This is a genomic window from Pseudanabaena sp. FACHB-1998 (assembly GCF_014696355.1).
Lineage (GTDB): Bacteria > Cyanobacteriota > Cyanobacteriia > Pseudanabaenales > Pseudanabaenaceae > Pseudanabaena.
The window spans coordinates 61,358-77,005 of record NZ_JACJQA010000048.1; the positions used below are offsets into that span (position 1 = coordinate 61,358).

Consider the following 15,648-nt stretch of genomic DNA (forward strand, 5'->3'; position numbering starts at 1 on the left):
AGCGCGTGCGCCACAGGTTTTAGAGACTGTTTGAAAAGGTGGAAGTGATTAGAAGTGAGTAGAAAAGAGCGGAAAAGAGTGTTAAGGGATAATAAAGTAAAAGGGGCTACAGGAGACCCAATTTATGATAAGACCAGCATAAGATTACAGGCTTCACAAATGACCAGTGGGAAACTTTAACACCACTCATCCAAGAAGCAAAAACAGGAGGTCGTCCCCGTACAGTGGACATGAGAGAGGTGTTAAACGCGATTTCAGTCACTCTCTAAGAGTTCTTGAATGGAATTAGATAGTGTTCGCAAGCGAAAGGGTTTGCTCATGTAATCGTTAGCGCCTGCCTCTATACATTTTTCTTGATCGCAACTCATAGCTAAAGCAGTAAGTGCAATAATGGGAATATTTGCGGTTTCTGGGTTAGAGCGAATTAGTTTGATTGCTTGCAAACCATCCATTTCAGGCATTTGAATATCCATCAATATAATATCTGGTTTTTGAGCGATCGCCATGTCCACAGCTATTTTTCCATCAGACGCGGTACATACTTGATAATTCTTACTTTCTAAATAATCATGGACGGTTTCCATATTGGCAGTATTATCATCAACAATAAGAACTTTGTAAGGGATATCTCTATTGCTTGAGTATTCTGAAGTTTCCGATATCGAAGGTTGTAGATTTAGGGGATGATTAGGGGATGAATCAGATTGGTAGGGAAGCCTGATCGTAAACTTACTACCTTTGCTTGATTCACTTTCAACGCCAACAGAACCTCCATGCATTTCGACAATTTTTTTCACCAAAGATAAACCTAGCCCAGTACCCGCATATTTACGGTTGAGCGTGCTATCGATTTGGACAAAGGTTTGAAAGAGCTTACCAATGTCATCAGGATTAATACCAATACCTGTATCGATTACAAGGAAATCAATATAAACTTTATGTTGTTCACCTTCACTAGAAACTTCAGTGATTTGGACTTCTAAAGTAACAGTTCCGCCATCGGGTGTGAACTTTACAGCATTAGTAAGCAAATTGATTAATGCTTGGCGCATTCGTAATTCGTCAACTTCGACATAAACCGATTGATTTTGTTTGATGCGACTGGGAATATTGAGGATTAGTTGAATATTCTTTTTATGAGCGAGTTGTTTTATAAAAACAAAACTATCATTGCATAGTTTCTCTATTTCTATTTTTTCAAGATGTAATTCTAGTTTCCCAGATTCAATTTTGGCAAGATCGAGAATATCAGTGATCAGTGCTAATAAATGCTGACCGCCAGATTCAATAGTAGTAATTGCTTTTCTTTGTCGTTCGTTTAATTCACCGAAAATACCTTCTTTTAGAGTCTCTGACATTCCCAAAATTGCATTGAGAGGTGTGCGTAATTCATGGCTCATATTTGCCAGAAATTCGTCCTTGAGACGAGTTGCTCTAGCTAGTTCAATATTGGCGAGAGCTAAGCTTTCATTATTCTTTTGGAGTTGCAACTCACTTCTTTTTAGATCTCCTGTGCGCTGTTCCACCCGATCTTCTAGCTCTTGATTTACGAATTGCAGAGCTTTTTCTGCTTGGATTTTTTCTGCTAGTTCTATTTGTACCTGTTGATAGAGATTAGCTTGGGAAATGGCGATCGCCATTTGATTGCTGACCTGATTAAATAGTTCAGATTCCCATGATTGCCACAAATGGGGCTTGCTATGATGGGCTATGAGTAGACCCCAGAGACTTTCATTTTGAATAATTGGTGCAATTAGTTTCGCTTTAACTCCAAGATTTTGTAAGAATTCTCTAAGGCAAGGTACCATCTCAGTACTATCGAGATCACTAACGGAATAGATCCGTCCTTCGATATAGCGTTGATAAACTTCCTCAGGAAATATCTCTGACGAAAAAACATGATCCACCATAGCTTCTAATTGCTCAGAAACGGATTCTGCTACCATCTTGCCACTACCATCAGGCATCAGGAAATATACCAAAACCCGATCTACTCCCACAATTCTTCTTAATTCTGTAACTGCGGTATTTAAAATTACTGACAGATCAAGGGAATGACGGATACTAAGCGTTAAGTCAGCGACGACCCCTTCTCGTTCTAGTTGCTGATATAGTTCTAATTCATTTTGCTTACGGACTGTAATATCTTCTTTGACTGCAACGTAATGTGTTATTTTGCCATCAGCATCCTTAATTGATGAAATTGAAGCATATTCCCAATACAGTTCACCATTACGCTTCTTATTATGAAATTCACCATGCCATTCATGACCGTTAGCCAGCATTTTCCAAAGATGCGTATATTCCTGCTCAGGGGTATTACCAGATTGGAGAATCCGAGGATTTTTACCAATTACATCTTCTAATTTATAGCCTGTTAGTTCTTCAAACTTAGGATTTACATAAGTAATATTACCCTTCACATCTGTAATCACAATCGAAGTAGGGCTTTGTTCTGATACCTTAGATAGGATTTTAATTTGTGCTTCTGCGGCTTCCCGTTGAGCGATTTCTGCTTGGAGTTGTTGGTTTTGCTTGGCTAAGTCTTGACTGAGGCGGCGCAGTTGTAAATGTAACTCTAATCTGGCTATCAGTTCTTCTTCTTGAAATGGTTTGGTAACGTAGTCTACTGCACCTAATTTAAGCCCTTTAACCTTATCAGCAGTACTAGCGAGAGCTGTCATAAAAATGACGGGAATATCACGAGTAACTTCAGATTGCTTAAGTTGTTGACAAGTCTCAAATCCGTCAATTTCGGGCATGAGAATATCCAGCAAGATGAGATCGGGCTGAGCTTTAGTGATTTTCTGAATTCCACTCAGTCCATCCATCGCCACCAAAGTTTTATAGTCAAATGATTTTAAAGTTTCAGATAGAACCTTAACATTTGAGGGATTATCATCAATGATAAAAATAACTGGTGGCTTTGAGGATGGCATATTATTCTAGTTACTCTAGCTCTTAATATATATCTGGGGGAATGGAGAAATATTACGTTTCCTTAGAAGAACGATTGTTTGTCAAGTCTTGTAACAATTGTATAATAGCTTGCTCGTCAAAATCCTTTACTAAAGCTAGGAGTCTATCAGCAAAACCTTGATATTGCGGATCGAGTTGACTAATTCTCCGTGATTCTTGCTCGATCGCACTAAAATCACCAACCTCCAATGCCTTGAAAATTTCTTCTAATTCAGATTCTATGGGAATAACTAGGCGATCGTCGCTATTAGTCACAGATTTTATTGGTGGCAATAAATCTTCATAGATCCAAGATAGTTGTAGATGCTCTTGTAACTTATCTAAGAGCATAGCCGAATCAATCGGTTTTGCTAAAAAATCATTGCAACCAGCATTAATACTTTTTAGCTTTTCTACCTCTAAAATGCTAGCAGAGAGAGCAAGGATCGGGATTTGCTGAAATTCGGGCTTTATTCTTAATCTGCGGGTCATTTCAAAGCCGTCCAGTTCGGGCATCACCATATCAGCAATGATCGCGTCCACAGCATTTGTTTGGGCTATTGATATACCACTATAACCATTATCTGCTTCTAGGACTGTAAAGCCCAATGGTTCTAGTAAATGTTTGATGACAACTCGATTGACCCTGCGATCGTCAACTACCAAGATTGTCAACCTTCGCCCTTTATAGCCTGTAATCTTTCCGTAATTGTCGCTACTGGAATTGCTCTTGTTAACTTGAAGATCAATGGTATCGACTTTAGGTAGTTCTAGGTCAAACCAAAAGCGACTACCTTGATTTAGCTCACTTTTAACTTGTAACGTGCTGCCCATAATGGTTACTAATTTTTGAGAGATAGCTAATCCTAAACCAGTGCCTTCAGGACGATTATTGCGATCGCCCACCTGCTCAAAGGGTAGAAATATCTTTTCGAGATTTTCAACGGCAATACCCTTGCCAGTATCAGCAATCGTGAAGCGGATTCTGGGAGAAATTTCGGGCGATTTTGTTGCATTCTCATCCTTGCCAATATTTTCATTACTATTTGCTAAGGATTCATTTAATGGAGCTAAATCTACCCTTAGGGCTACATGACCGCGATCGGTAAATTTAATCGCATTGCCTAAAAGATTGAGCAAGATCTGACGCAACCTTTGCTCGTCTGTAATTACATGTTCGGGAATGCGATCGGAAAATTCATACAAAAACATTACTCCTTTCTCTTCAGCTTTGACCTGACAGATATGAGCAAGTCCTGTTAACAGATTCGATAAGGAAACTGCTTTTGGGGAAAGATCTAGTTTTTTTGCCTCGATTTTTGATAAATCCAAAATTTCAGATATCAAATCTAGTAAATGCAATCCACATTGCTGAATTATATTAAAGCCTTCAATTTGTTTGGCGGTTGCTTCAGGATCTCGTTGGAGAATCTGAGCATAGCCCAGAATGCCATTGAGGGGTGTCCGCAATTCATGGCTCATGCTTGCTAAAAATTCACTTTTCGCTTGGTTCGCTGCTTCCGCTTGATCTTTAGCTTTGGCAAGGGCTATCTCGTTAGCTTTGCGATCGCTAATGTCTGCCGCCATCGAGATGATCGTGCGTCTACCATCGGCAATGCGTCCTAAGGGTGCAGAGGCAAAACTCCAAATTAGCTTGGAGCCATCTTTCGTCGTGACCTCAATTTCTCCTTCATCCCGCTTATCGGTGAGTGTATAGATATCTTGAATGATCTCTTGGACATGTTGTATAGATAAATTATTGGCTCCATAGGCTTTAGCGATCCAATCGCCGATGGTGGGGATATCTTCGATACTATAGCCAGTGAGTTCTGTCCAAGCTTGATTGATTTGCAATACTTGCCCATCTTCGGCATGAAAGATAATCGGGAAGGGAGCATTTATAATGGCGCGGCGTAATCTTTCTTCACTTGCTTGCAGCTTTAACTCTGAGGCTTTGCGATCGCTAACATCCATTGCCATTGTAATAATTATCTGTCTACCATCGATCAGTTTACCTAAAGGGGAAGAACTAAAATCCCAAATCCTCGTCGAACCATTTTTGGTAAAAAGCTCATATTCACCATCATGGTTAGATTCAGTGATTTCATAGACTTTATCAATTTTCTTTTTTACAGGTATATAGTTTTCACCATAAGCTCTCCTTGCCCATTCACCAATCGTCGGTATATCTTCAATCGTATAGTCGGTCAATTCTGTCCAAGCTCGATTAAGTTGCAGAACTTCTCCATCAGCTGCATGGAGAATAATCGGGAAAGGAGCATCGGTGATTGCACGGCTAAGTCTTGCTTCACTCTCTTGGAGAGCAGATTCGATCCTTTTTTGTTCAGTGATATCCATCGCCATCCCAATGATCACTTGTTTCGGTTCCGTCAAATCGGTAAGGAAGGCTGAGTCAAATCTCCAAATTCTTGGCAATCCATCGGCACTGATAATCGTAATTTCTTTAGCTAGCGGGTGATCGCGATCGCTTTGACTTTTTACTAAGCCATAGGCTGATGGCATCAACATTGGTAATTGCTGACTACAGAACCGATCCGTCCATGCTGTGATTTCCTGAATATCGCGATCGGCAAATCCTGATTGATCAATCCAAGCGCGATTGATTTGCAAAGGTTTGAGATTACCTGAATAGAGAATGATGGGGAAGGGTGCGTTAATGATTGCTAGACGGAATCTTTCCTCATTTTGCAAGAGGGCTATTTCTACTTGTTTGCGGATTTTTTCGGATTCCGCAAGACGGAGCGCTAAACAGACATCTTCACTTAATTCTATTAGTAATTTCACGACATCATCACTAAAAAAACCTACCTCTGAGGCATAGAACACAATTGCGCCAACGGGGTTTCCGTCAATTGTGAGGGGCAAGGCGGCATTGGCTTTGAGGTTATAGCGGTGGGCGATCGCTTGCCATGGCAATGTATGGGGATCATTGAGAAAGTCGTTAGTTACGATAGGTTTTTTCTCGTTAATGGCTCGACCCGCAGACCCTTGGGCAATTGGCAAGGCTGGATCAACGGAGATCTGGATTTCCTTGGTATAGGCGATCGCTTTACCTGCCGCCGCTACCACTTCCACCACCTTAGTTTGAGGATTAGGAATACCCACCCAAGCTAATTGAAATCCGCCATAGTCGACCGCAATTTGACAGATTGCAGGCAATAGCTGCTGCGGATCTTGAATGCGAACGATCGCTTCGTTAATACGACTTAAAAGCGTATGGAGTTGAGTGGAGCGTTTGAGTTGATATTGAATCTTGAACAGCTTAGTCAAGTCTTGAACGAATACGAAAAAATGTCCTTTACTTTGGGCAAAATAAGAAATACCGAGTTGGACATCAATGATGTCGCCATTCTTATGTTTCCATTTTTGCTGCAAGCGCTGTTTTTTAGTTGCGAGAATATTGGCGACAAATTCTTCAGGCTGAAAATCTTGATCTATTACCAAATCGAAAATAGTCAGAGACAATAATTCATCGGTGCTGTAACCTGCGATCGCTCCAAAAGATTCATTTACTTCCAGAAATTTACCATCGCTGTCGATCGTGGCATAGCCATCAAGGGAAGTTTCGATCGCCGTAACATAACGCGAGGTATTCTCGGCAATGATCGCTAATCTTTCAACTTCTGTACTTTGTTCTAGGGATTTAAGGGCTAATTTCCCTGATTTTTTGACTTGGTAGATAACATACAGCAGCAGTCCCATCAATAGAACTGCAAGACTACTAATCGTAATCGCCAATCGTTGCAGAGGCGCATCTGCTTCGTTGATATCAATTTTGGAGATCATTAACCAAGGTGTGTCTTTGACTCTGAGGGATGCGGCTAGTACAGTCTCATTTCGGTAGTCTAAGGATTTTAAGATGAAGGGCGAGGTCTGAGATTTGACAGCCTGTACGGCAAAAACATCAGATTTATCTAGGGATATCGTAAATTCCAACACCTGTATTTTGGAGTTGCGTAAAGGGCTGAGATAGCGGATTAAATTATCTTCTTGCCTAACTAAGACAGTTTCGGCAGTGCGACTAGATGTCGGCCAAGAGTCTAGCAACGGAATCAAATAATTATTCGGGTCAGACTCTAAGTAAACGGCTCCCAAGAGAGCTTTCTTCTGATCGTAGATGGGAGCTAGTATGCCATAGACGATTTTTTTGCCTTTGCTAGTCTCGCTTCCATTGAGATCAATTAACTCAGGTTCGCCGAAATTAGGAACAGATTTGATCTTTTGGGTAAAGGTATTTGTTACGGTTGCAGGTAAATCATCATTCGCTTCTGACTTCCAAACTGCCCTGCCTTGGCGATCAAGTAAGATGATTTTTTGATAACCATAGGCTGCTTTTGTAGCAATGATTGCAGGCTGTAAGGTTGCGGCAACGGCTCTTGAAGTCTCATTTTGAATAGGATTTACGCTCGCCTCGATTGTGACTCGTACCGATGGTCTAGCGGCAAAAATCTTTGCATCAGCTTTGCGCTCCTTTAGCCATTGTTCAATCTGCTGTGATTTTAATTTGGCGATCGCTAACAAATTTTCTTCAGTATTTTGTTGTATCTGCGCCCCAAACCACTGAAAAGCCCCTAATCCACCACCACATATACCAACCAAAGCGATCGCCACCCCCCACATCAAATTTCTGGTAGCTAAAGGATGTGATTGCTTAATTTTCTGATCCTGTGGCAATTTATTCAACATGTCTGTTACCTATCCAAATATTAAGTAGGCTTTAGGGCAATTGAAAATAAGCTCTGCTCAAAGTGGTAATTATGACCTCCACTTATTTGATGAAATGAGTTCTTAAACTAGATAATATTTCGTATTCTGATCCTAACTGTCGATGAAGGTCGCTATCGAATTATTTATAATCTTTCGGATCAGTCCATCAACGATTACTTTGTACCCTTTAATATCGAAAGTCCTACAGACAAAACAATTACAATTCCTAAAATTTGGGTAAATCCCAAACATTAATATTTTTGTCTTGACCACTGCTAATTAATTTGAGATTGTCGGACGAAATAACTAGTGAATTTACCAAATCTACATGACCGATTAAATTCGCAATTGATGATCGATTTTGCAAATTCCATAAACGGATCGATGCACTATTATCCTTGATATCACTTCTTTCCTTACTACCACTGACTAAATATTTGCCATTGCTAGTAATGGCAAGGGAACCAATGACTTCATCATGCCCTGTTAATACAAAGAGTTGCTTGCCAGAGGCGAGATCCCATATGCGAATAGATTTATCATTACTGGCACTAATTATTTGCTTGCCATCGGGAGTGATTAATACGGCGGTAACTCCTGACTGATGCCCCTTTAGTTCCTTGATGGTTTCGCCTGTTTTCACATCCCAGATCCGCAATTCTTTGTCACGACTGGCACTAACTACTACCTTACCGTCAGGGGCGATCGCCACACCCCAGATTTTGTCCTTATGACCCGTGAGCGTTCGTAGCAGTTTACCTGTAGAGATTTGCCAAAGGTTTACGGTGTTGTCGTAACTACCACTAGCGATAAGGTTGCTGGCGGGAGCGATCGCCAAATTATTGATTAAATTTGTATGTTTACTTAGGGTTCTCTCGATCTTACCCGATGCAATATTAATAATTTTGATATTTTTGTCTTGACCAGCAGTGGCAATTTCGCGATCGGAAATAAATACTACGGCTCTTACCCATCCACCCTGATCGCGAATTTCGCGAATTGGATTAGGATTGTCATTTTCTAAATCCCAAAATTTTACAGTCCCATCATCACTAGCACTAGCAAGCGTCTTCCCGTTGGGGCTTATCGCCAGATTTTGGACGTTATCACTATGTCCTATAAAATATCTCGTAGGCGTAATGCGCTTTTGGCGAAACACAGGCAATTGAATATTAATTTCTTCGCCAATTACGGAAATTTTAATCACAGTCCCAATGCTTAGCCCCGCGCAGGCTGCAACGATGACAGCCACGGTTAAGACAATTGGAGAAGGAGGTTTGCGCGTTGATTCTTTCAACGCTTTTTGGATAGATTTCCGCTTAGAATTTTTGTGATGAGGCGCTAACTGATCAATTTTCTCAATTTCCTTAAGTACTTTTAAAATTGATTCACAGTTAACGGGGCGATCGCTAGGCTTGCGGGCAATAAGTACATCAATGAGATCGCCGAATTCATCGGAAATTTCGGTAGCGTGCGATCGCCATTCAAACATATCGCGAGCAGGGTTGTAGTAGTCAAGGGGATACTTGCCCGTGACTAGATGAATCATTGTACAGCCGAGGGAATAAAAATCGGACTGCGGCACGGCAAAGCCTTTTTCCTGCTCAGGAGCCGTGTAGCCGACAGAGCAAATGCTAGTTACTCCTTGTAATCCCCCGATTTTGGCTAAATAGGTATGGGTTGCTTCGCGGGCTGTCCCAAAGTCAATCAATACTAATTGCCCTGAAGGGGTCATCATGACATTGGCGGGTTTAATATCGCGATGAAAATAGCCTCGGCTATGGACAAGGCTCAGAATTTCCACTAATTGCCGTAGCCACACGATCGCCCGTTTTTGAGCGATCGGTTTATTTTGGCGTTGATTGATCCATTCTTCGAGATTCAAGCCAAGGATTTTTTGCATCACGATCCCATGCAAAATCTTGCCATCTACAAGGGTGTGATGCACATAGGTTTCTATTTTGGGTATTCCCGCATGTTCAATCTGTCCCAATACAAAAGCCTCTTGCTGGAACAGAGAGACTGCTTTGCTATCCTCATTTAATTCTTGTTTAAGAATTTTTAAGATCTTGGCTTGTCCTGCGGGATTTTCAATCTCGTATACAACTCCAAAGCCCCCAGAGTCATTTAATAATTTAGTAACTGAATAACAATCATCAATCAATAGTTCGGAACCACAGCTTTGACAAATTGAGTTATCGTCATTGTCTGGATGGTTAGGAACTTTACAACTAGGATTAATACATAGACGCATGGCATTTTCAAACGTACCAGTCTAGACTTACTATATCGCTAGCGCAGTCAAATTTATATAATTCTGGGACAAGTCTGCAACGCAGACTTGTCCCAGAATTATTGGGTTTTCTTGTCAGCTTTACTTTTGGCGCTATAGCCAGTTATTTTAAGGAGAGTTGCAGTCCTTAGCGCCGTAATACCAAAACTAAAAACGCCATAGCCATTTTTAGTTTTGAAAACCCTTACTGGGTTTAGTTTTTAATTCACAAAAGTGTTGGCACACTTTCATGAATTGGTATAACTCTCCTTAATGATGAATAATTCATGATTGAATACATCACAACTCTTTTTATTAATGCATCCATTTTTGCCCTATTCAGTTTGGGGCTAAATCTTCAATGGGGATTTGCGGGTTTAGTTAACTTTGGTCATGTTGCCTTTATGACCATTGGCGCATACACAACCGTTTTGCTTAGTCTCAATGGTGTGCCTTGGTTTTTTGCCTTTTTGATTGCCGCCGCGATCGCAGGACTACTCGGCATCTTGATTGGCAGCACGGCTCTCAAATTACGCGAAGACTATTTGGGGATTGTCACCATTGGCGTATCGGAGATGGTTCGCCTTTTTGTGAATAACGAGGAATGGCTGACCAAAGGGACAAGAGGTGTTCAGGATTTTCCCTTACCTCTGGTTAATATTGTTTCGCGTCAAAATTATTCGTTTGTGTTAGCGGCTCTCTTATTAACTGTCGTCGCCATTATTTACTGGCGATTAGAATGGCTAGTGCGATCGCCTTGGGGAAGAGTTCTCAAAGCAATTCGTGAAGATGAGGAAGTGGTCAAGGCGCTTGGTAAAAACGTATTCTGGTATAAGCTCCAAGCCTTTGCGATCGGCGGGGCGATCGGCGGCTTAGCTGGTTCCTTTTATGCATGGCAATTAACCACCGTCTATCCTGATAACTTTGTGCCGCTAATTACGTTCCAAGCTTGGACAATTGTGACTATTGGGGGTGCGGGTAATAATCTGGGAGTAATCCTCGGAGCAGCACTTTTTCAGTTTTACAATGCTATTCCCCGCTTTTTACCTGAGCAAATTCGTGCGGACGGTGGCAGATTTGAGGCTATTCAACTAATCCTCATTGGCTTAACCTTAATCCTCTTGATGCTATGGCGACCACAGGGACTTTTAGGTAATAAAAAAGAATTAACTTTAAACAGATAAGTTTTTTCACCTAAGTACTAGTAAGGCGGCACTTTGCGCCGCCTTACTAGTACTTAGTGATCGCTACTCCCAAAAATTAGTATTGAGCAACGTGTCAATATCTCGCCCAAATTGCCATGTATCAGGGAATTGGTACTTTGGGTAATCATCTCTAACTGTTTCAAGGGCAAACTCGAAAGCCTCTAATAGAGACTCATCCCATACAGTTTTGAGGCTAGGAGTCTTTTGTAATCTGCGTTTTAGCCGCCTGCGTTGCTCTCTAATGGTGCGCTCCCATCCGTTAAACTCTTGAGGCATATCTACACAAAGCCGCTTCAGACAATGCTCTATCAAGGTTTCTAAACGACTTTCTAGCTCGTCACGATAGGAATTTCCCAAAGCCTCGATCTCCTCTAACAGGTTTTCTAAATCTAAATGGTCAAAATCTCTAGCCTTTAGCTTAGCGATCGTGTCTTGAGTCCATAGCAAGAAATCAGATTCATATAAGGAATTACGAGCGATTGTTTGAGTCGTTGCTTCGTTCATATTTTTTAGCTCCTCTGCTCTTGTTAAAAAGATGGGCGGCGCGAAGCGCCGCCCATCTTTATCTATTTGGCATTACCTTAAATAAGGTCTTAGTATTTCGGAACCGAAGGATCGACTTGATCGCTCCATGCATTAATACCGCCCTGTACATTGATCCCGTCAATGCCAGCTTGCTTGAGAATGCCTAAAGCCTTCATCGATCGCCCACCCATTTTGCAATGTGCGATTAACTTATGCCCATTGAGCAAAGCCTTGACCTTCTCTACACCATTACCATTTTCGATTTCTGGCAAAGGTACTAGCACGGTATTGGGGATTCGCCCAATTTCCCATTCATTAGGATTACGCACATCGATAATTACATAATCCGATGCGCCAGCATCAATGATCTCTTTAAGTTCTTTGACGTTAATTTCGGCGATCGCCTTTTGTGCTTCCATTTCAGTTTCTTTTTGTTGGGGAATACCACAGAACTGCTGATAATCGATCAATTGCTCAATTACAGGACGTACGGGATTAGGACGTAGCTTGAGTTCGCGGAAGGACATCTTCAAGGCATCGTAAAGCAATAAACGTCCACTGAGAGTGTTTCCTTGTCCGAGGACAATTTTCACAGTTTCTGTCGCTTGGATCACCCCAATAATTCCGGGCAAGATCCCTAAAACACCACCTTCCGCACAAGAAGGCACTAGTCCGGGAGGTGGTGGCTCTGGGTAGAGATCACGATAGTTGGGGCCACCTTCATAATTGAAGACCGTGGCTTGTCCTTCAAAACGGAAAATTGAGCCGTAGACATTGGGCTTATTTAGCAAAACGCAGGCATCATTGACGAGATAGCGGGTGGGGAAGTTATCCGTACCATCCACCACGATATCGTAGGGAGCCATGATTTCTAAAGCATTTGCCGAAGATAAATGCGTGTTGTATAGATCAATTTGGCAATAGGGATTGATCTCCAAGATTCGCGCTTTTGCCGATTCGATCTTGGGCTTACCAACAGTACTGGTGCTATGAATGATTTGACGTTGAAGGTTAGAGGTATCTACCACATCAAAGTCCACGATACCGATGCGTCCGATTCCTGCGGCTGCGAGGTATAACAACAAAGGTGAACCCAAACCACCTGTACCGATACACAGTACGCTGGCAGCCTTGAGTCGCTTTTGTCCTTCTACCCCAACTTCAGGCAATATCAGATGCCGCGAGTAGCGCTCGTAGTCATCTTGGGTGAGTTGAATTGTATTTGGGTCTGGATTGAGCATGATTAAGTAAATCGCACTTGGTAGCTTTGGCGATCGCGGCTTTGATTAAACAAGAACTGATAATCAAGGCGATCGCCTCGGCTGATGTATTTCTATTCTAGATTTCTAGTTTACGCCTTATTGCGATGATGTATGGTTAGAGCAAATCGCTTGAGACCATTGGTTTATGAAATCAATTGTGGGATTTTAAGCATCTGTGGTGCTGATAAACTCACAATTAATGGTGATGAAAGTCAAACAACGCCTGACTTTCGCTAACACCAAGTTTCAATATACAAACAATATAAGAATTGCTTGCATATTGTTTGTGTTTAGAGCCAATCGCCTAACAGCAATTTAACATTTACAAAAATTTAGAAAGTTTGATCAAATCTACGGAGTACGATGAAGCCTATGGACACCCCCTATATTTACTACATTCCGATTTATCCTGATGATGATAATTGCGAAACTCTTATGCACCTATTTATGGGTAATGCTGGGTTAGATGCAGAAATTTTGAGCTTACTTGAAGATCTCGACGATCGCGAACATAAAGGCGAAGCAGTTGATTATGTTCATGAGTTAGAAGCCAAGTTTGGGTTAAAGCGTTTGTCAGTGAGATTTCTACCCCGCAACCGCGATCGCGCTGTGCCGATCATGACTTAAAATACCGCGCTTTGCGCGGATCTAGCCTTAAGCAAATGGCGACAGCTTAAAATCCAGATAAAAGTTTAAGGGGCTTGCAAAGCAAGCCCCTTAAACTTTTTGTAGAGTCTGACCCTGCAAGTCCTTAATCCAAAAGATGAGTGGCGGCGCTTCGCGCCGCCACTCATCTTTTGGGTTTTGCTCATCTCTTTTGGTGTGATATCCCCACTTCGGGTGGTTTATGCAAAGATGACCAAGATTGTAAAATCAGAATAGATGTAAGTTAACGAGAGCGTTAGTCATGGCATTTTTTGATTCTGAGATTGTTCAACACGAAGCACGTAATCTATTTCAAGATTATCAAGCCCTCACCCAACTGGGTGGCAGCTATGGCAAATTCGATCGCGAAGGCAAAGTTCTCTTTATCGAAAAGATGGAAGAGATGATGGATCGCTATAAGATTTTTATGAAGCGTTTTGAACTTTCCGATGATTTTATGGCGCAGATGACCCTTAAGCAATTGGAGAGCCAATTAGGTAATTTTGGGATTACGCCGCAGCAAATGTTTGAGCAAATGCACATGACTTTAGAAAGAATGAAGTCTGAGCTAGAGCAGCAAAAGTAACTCTCCCGATCAAACTCAATATAGACATCAATAACAGAAAATCTCAGTTGATAGTTTAACTATTTTGTGGTTTTGGTAATTGAAATTGGGGACGTGCCAAAACTATGACTGCACAAGTACGAAACTGGTGAGTAGCGAGGGTAGCGATCGCTTCGCGAATAGTTGCGCCAGTGGTATAAATATCATCAAAGAGAATAATATTTCGTTGATTAGAATTATGTTGAAAAGAAACAGTAAAGGCTCTTGCTAAATTTTCGATGCGTTCTTTACTACTTTTTGTCTGCATCTGAGCCTTGGTATCTTTTACCCGTTGTAACAACATGGCATTACAAGATAGGTTACTTAGCTCACAAAAGCGTTTTGCTAATACTTCTGCTTGGTTAAATCCTCTAGATTTTAGTTTATTAGAATGAAGAGGAATTGGAACTACCGATAGTTTTGGAAAAGCTTGCCTAAGTTTTTGAGATTCCGTGGATCGCTTCCATGTATCTGCCATTTTTGCGGCGATCGCTTCCATAATTTCAGGATGATTGTCATATTTACAAGAGGCGATCGCTCTTTTTAAGGCTCCATCATAAATCCCCCAACTATAAAGCGGTATATTCGATGAAATAGGGTGATCCTTTTGCAAAAAGTCTGCTGACTGATAAGCCATAATTTGGCGATCGCAATCCTTACATAAAATGCCATCCGCAGGACGTTTGCATAATGGGCAGTTGGCTTGCCAGAGCGAGTCACCAATGGTATTTGCTAGGCGATCAATTTTTAAGCTGCTAACAATAGACTGGAGCCATTTCATGCTTTTTGATATTTAAATAAGGATTTCTTAGGTCAATGTCACAAAGCCGTAGGTTTTATTCATCTTGGCACACCAAACAGCAACTGATTTGAAATTGTTCAACTTAGTATCTTTAGGAATTTCGTACTGTTGTTTCCCACTATTGCTTTTGAGTTTCTCAATCACAATGTAGTCGGCTTCATCAATACCATAGTTAGGCGGAGCCGCGACACTAGACAAGTCAGGAGCTTTATGGAAAACAATTCTTAAATCAGGACCTGCCGCAGTTTTGAAACCTTCATCAAGTTCCAGAATAGTCTTATCTCCTTCAATGAGAACCTTGGCTTGACCAGTGACAGGATAGGCAACTGAGACAAATTTTCCTGAACGTGGGGTAGATTTTGCTGTAGCTGAACCATCTTTTGGGGTTGCATCACTATTAGCAGCGGATGGTGTAACTGGTGAAGTATTAGTTTGCTCAGGTTTTGATTCACAACTAATCATCAATATTGCAATCAAGATGATCGGACTCATCTTCATACTTTTGGTGATGATTTTTGTGGCAATAGCTTTAATAATTTGCTTGTTAATCATATTAAAATTGACAATTTTAAAACTTAGTTTTAAATCTAATTTGGATTATTTACTAACCTTCAAACCCAAGGATTAGGGTTGCGGCGCGAAGCGCC

At 41.3% G+C, this 15,648-nt stretch carries 10 protein-coding genes and 1 pseudogene; 4 read left to right on the forward strand and 7 right to left on the reverse strand.

Features of this window, described 5'->3' with window-relative positions:
- Positions 1 to 143 precede the first annotated feature (143 nt).
- Positions 144 to 254, forward strand: a pseudogene (locus tag H6F42_RS19680) (IS5/IS1182 family transposase); the annotation flags it as partial.
- Here the strand turns inward: H6F42_RS19680 and H6F42_RS19685 are convergent.
- From H6F42_RS19685 to H6F42_RS19695, 3 genes are all read right to left on the reverse strand, one after another.
- Entirely contained in the window at positions 255 to 2,939 is a 2,685-nt protein-coding gene (locus tag H6F42_RS19685; protein WP_190401086.1) for a response regulator, read from the reverse strand.
- A 52-nt stretch (positions 2,940 to 2,991) separates the two neighbouring features.
- A complete protein-coding gene (locus H6F42_RS19690) occupies positions 2,992 to 7,665 on the reverse strand; it encodes a PAS domain S-box protein (protein WP_190401087.1) in 4,674 nt (1,557 codons plus the stop codon).
- A gap of 247 nt (positions 7,666 to 7,912) precedes the next feature.
- Positions 7,913 to 9,940 carry a serine/threonine-protein kinase gene (locus H6F42_RS19695; RefSeq protein ID WP_190401088.1) on the reverse strand — a complete coding sequence of 676 codons (2,028 nt, stop codon included), beginning with the start codon at positions 9,938 to 9,940 and terminating at the stop codon, positions 7,913 to 7,915.
- A 305-nt stretch (positions 9,941 to 10,245) separates the two neighbouring features.
- On the opposite strand from H6F42_RS19695, the gene H6F42_RS19700 reads away from it, so the two are divergent.
- Positions 10,246 to 11,142, forward strand: a complete 897-nt coding sequence (locus tag H6F42_RS19700; RefSeq protein ID WP_190401089.1) for a branched-chain amino acid ABC transporter permease — start codon at positions 10,246 to 10,248, stop codon at positions 11,140 to 11,142.
- A 63-nt stretch (positions 11,143 to 11,205) separates the two neighbouring features.
- On the opposite strand, the gene H6F42_RS19705 is transcribed toward H6F42_RS19700, so the two are convergent.
- Both H6F42_RS19705 and moeB read right to left on the reverse strand, forming a co-directional pair.
- Entirely contained in the window at positions 11,206 to 11,667 is a 462-nt protein-coding gene (locus H6F42_RS19705; protein WP_190401090.1) for a DUF29 domain-containing protein, read from the reverse strand.
- Between the two features lie 89 nt (positions 11,668 to 11,756).
- Complete coding sequence (gene moeB, locus H6F42_RS19710) at positions 11,757 to 12,929, reverse strand: molybdopterin-synthase adenylyltransferase MoeB (RefSeq protein ID WP_190401091.1); 1,173 nt, start codon at positions 12,927 to 12,929, stop codon at positions 11,757 to 11,759.
- Positions 12,930 to 13,322: 393 nt separating this feature from the next.
- On the opposite strand from moeB, the gene H6F42_RS19715 reads away from it, so the two are divergent.
- Together H6F42_RS19715 and H6F42_RS19720 are read left to right on the forward strand one after the other, a co-directional pair.
- Positions 13,323 to 13,577, forward strand: coding sequence for a hypothetical protein (locus H6F42_RS19715; protein WP_190401092.1), 255 nt, complete (start codon positions 13,323 to 13,325; stop codon positions 13,575 to 13,577).
- Between the two features lie 280 nt (positions 13,578 to 13,857).
- Complete coding sequence (locus tag H6F42_RS19720; protein WP_190401093.1) at positions 13,858 to 14,181, forward strand: DUF1825 family protein; 324 nt, start codon at positions 13,858 to 13,860, stop codon at positions 14,179 to 14,181.
- Between the two features lie 55 nt (positions 14,182 to 14,236).
- On the opposite strand, the gene H6F42_RS19725 is transcribed toward H6F42_RS19720, so the two are convergent.
- Positions 14,237 to 14,980: a ComF family protein gene (locus H6F42_RS19725; RefSeq protein WP_190401094.1), complete on the reverse strand. Its 744-nt coding sequence runs from the start codon at positions 14,978 to 14,980 to the stop codon at positions 14,237 to 14,239.
- A gap of 27 nt (positions 14,981 to 15,007) precedes the next feature.
- Positions 15,008 to 15,553, reverse strand: a complete 546-nt coding sequence (locus tag H6F42_RS19730; protein WP_190401095.1) for a DM13 domain-containing protein — start codon at positions 15,551 to 15,553, stop codon at positions 15,008 to 15,010.
- Positions 15,554 to 15,648: the final 95 nt, after the last annotated feature.

Excerpts from the sequence above, each read along its gene's own strand:
- H6F42_RS19685 (WP_190401086.1), bottom strand. The coding sequence starts at position 2,939 with ATGCCATCCTCAAAGCCACCAGTTATTTTTATCATTGATGATAATCCC.
- H6F42_RS19690 (WP_190401087.1), bottom strand. The coding sequence starts at position 7,665 with ATGTTGAATAAATTGCCACAGGATCAGAAAATTAAGCAATCACATCCT.
- H6F42_RS19695 (WP_190401088.1), bottom strand. The coding sequence starts at position 9,940 with ATGCGTCTATGTATTAATCCTAGTTGTAAAGTTCCTAACCATCCAGAC.
- H6F42_RS19700 (WP_190401089.1), top strand. The coding sequence starts at position 10,246 with ATGATTGAATACATCACAACTCTTTTTATTAATGCATCCATTTTTGCC.
- H6F42_RS19705 (WP_190401090.1), bottom strand. The coding sequence starts at position 11,667 with ATGAACGAAGCAACGACTCAAACAATCGCTCGTAATTCCTTATATGAA.
- moeB (WP_190401091.1), bottom strand. The coding sequence starts at position 12,929 with ATGCTCAATCCAGACCCAAATACAATTCAACTCACCCAAGATGACTAC.
- H6F42_RS19715 (WP_190401092.1), top strand. The coding sequence starts at position 13,323 with ATGGACACCCCCTATATTTACTACATTCCGATTTATCCTGATGATGAT.
- H6F42_RS19720 (WP_190401093.1), top strand. The coding sequence starts at position 13,858 with ATGGCATTTTTTGATTCTGAGATTGTTCAACACGAAGCACGTAATCTA.
- H6F42_RS19725 (WP_190401094.1), bottom strand. The coding sequence starts at position 14,980 with ATGAAATGGCTCCAGTCTATTGTTAGCAGCTTAAAAATTGATCGCCTA.
- H6F42_RS19730 (WP_190401095.1), bottom strand. The coding sequence starts at position 15,553 with ATGATTAACAAGCAAATTATTAAAGCTATTGCCACAAAAATCATCACC.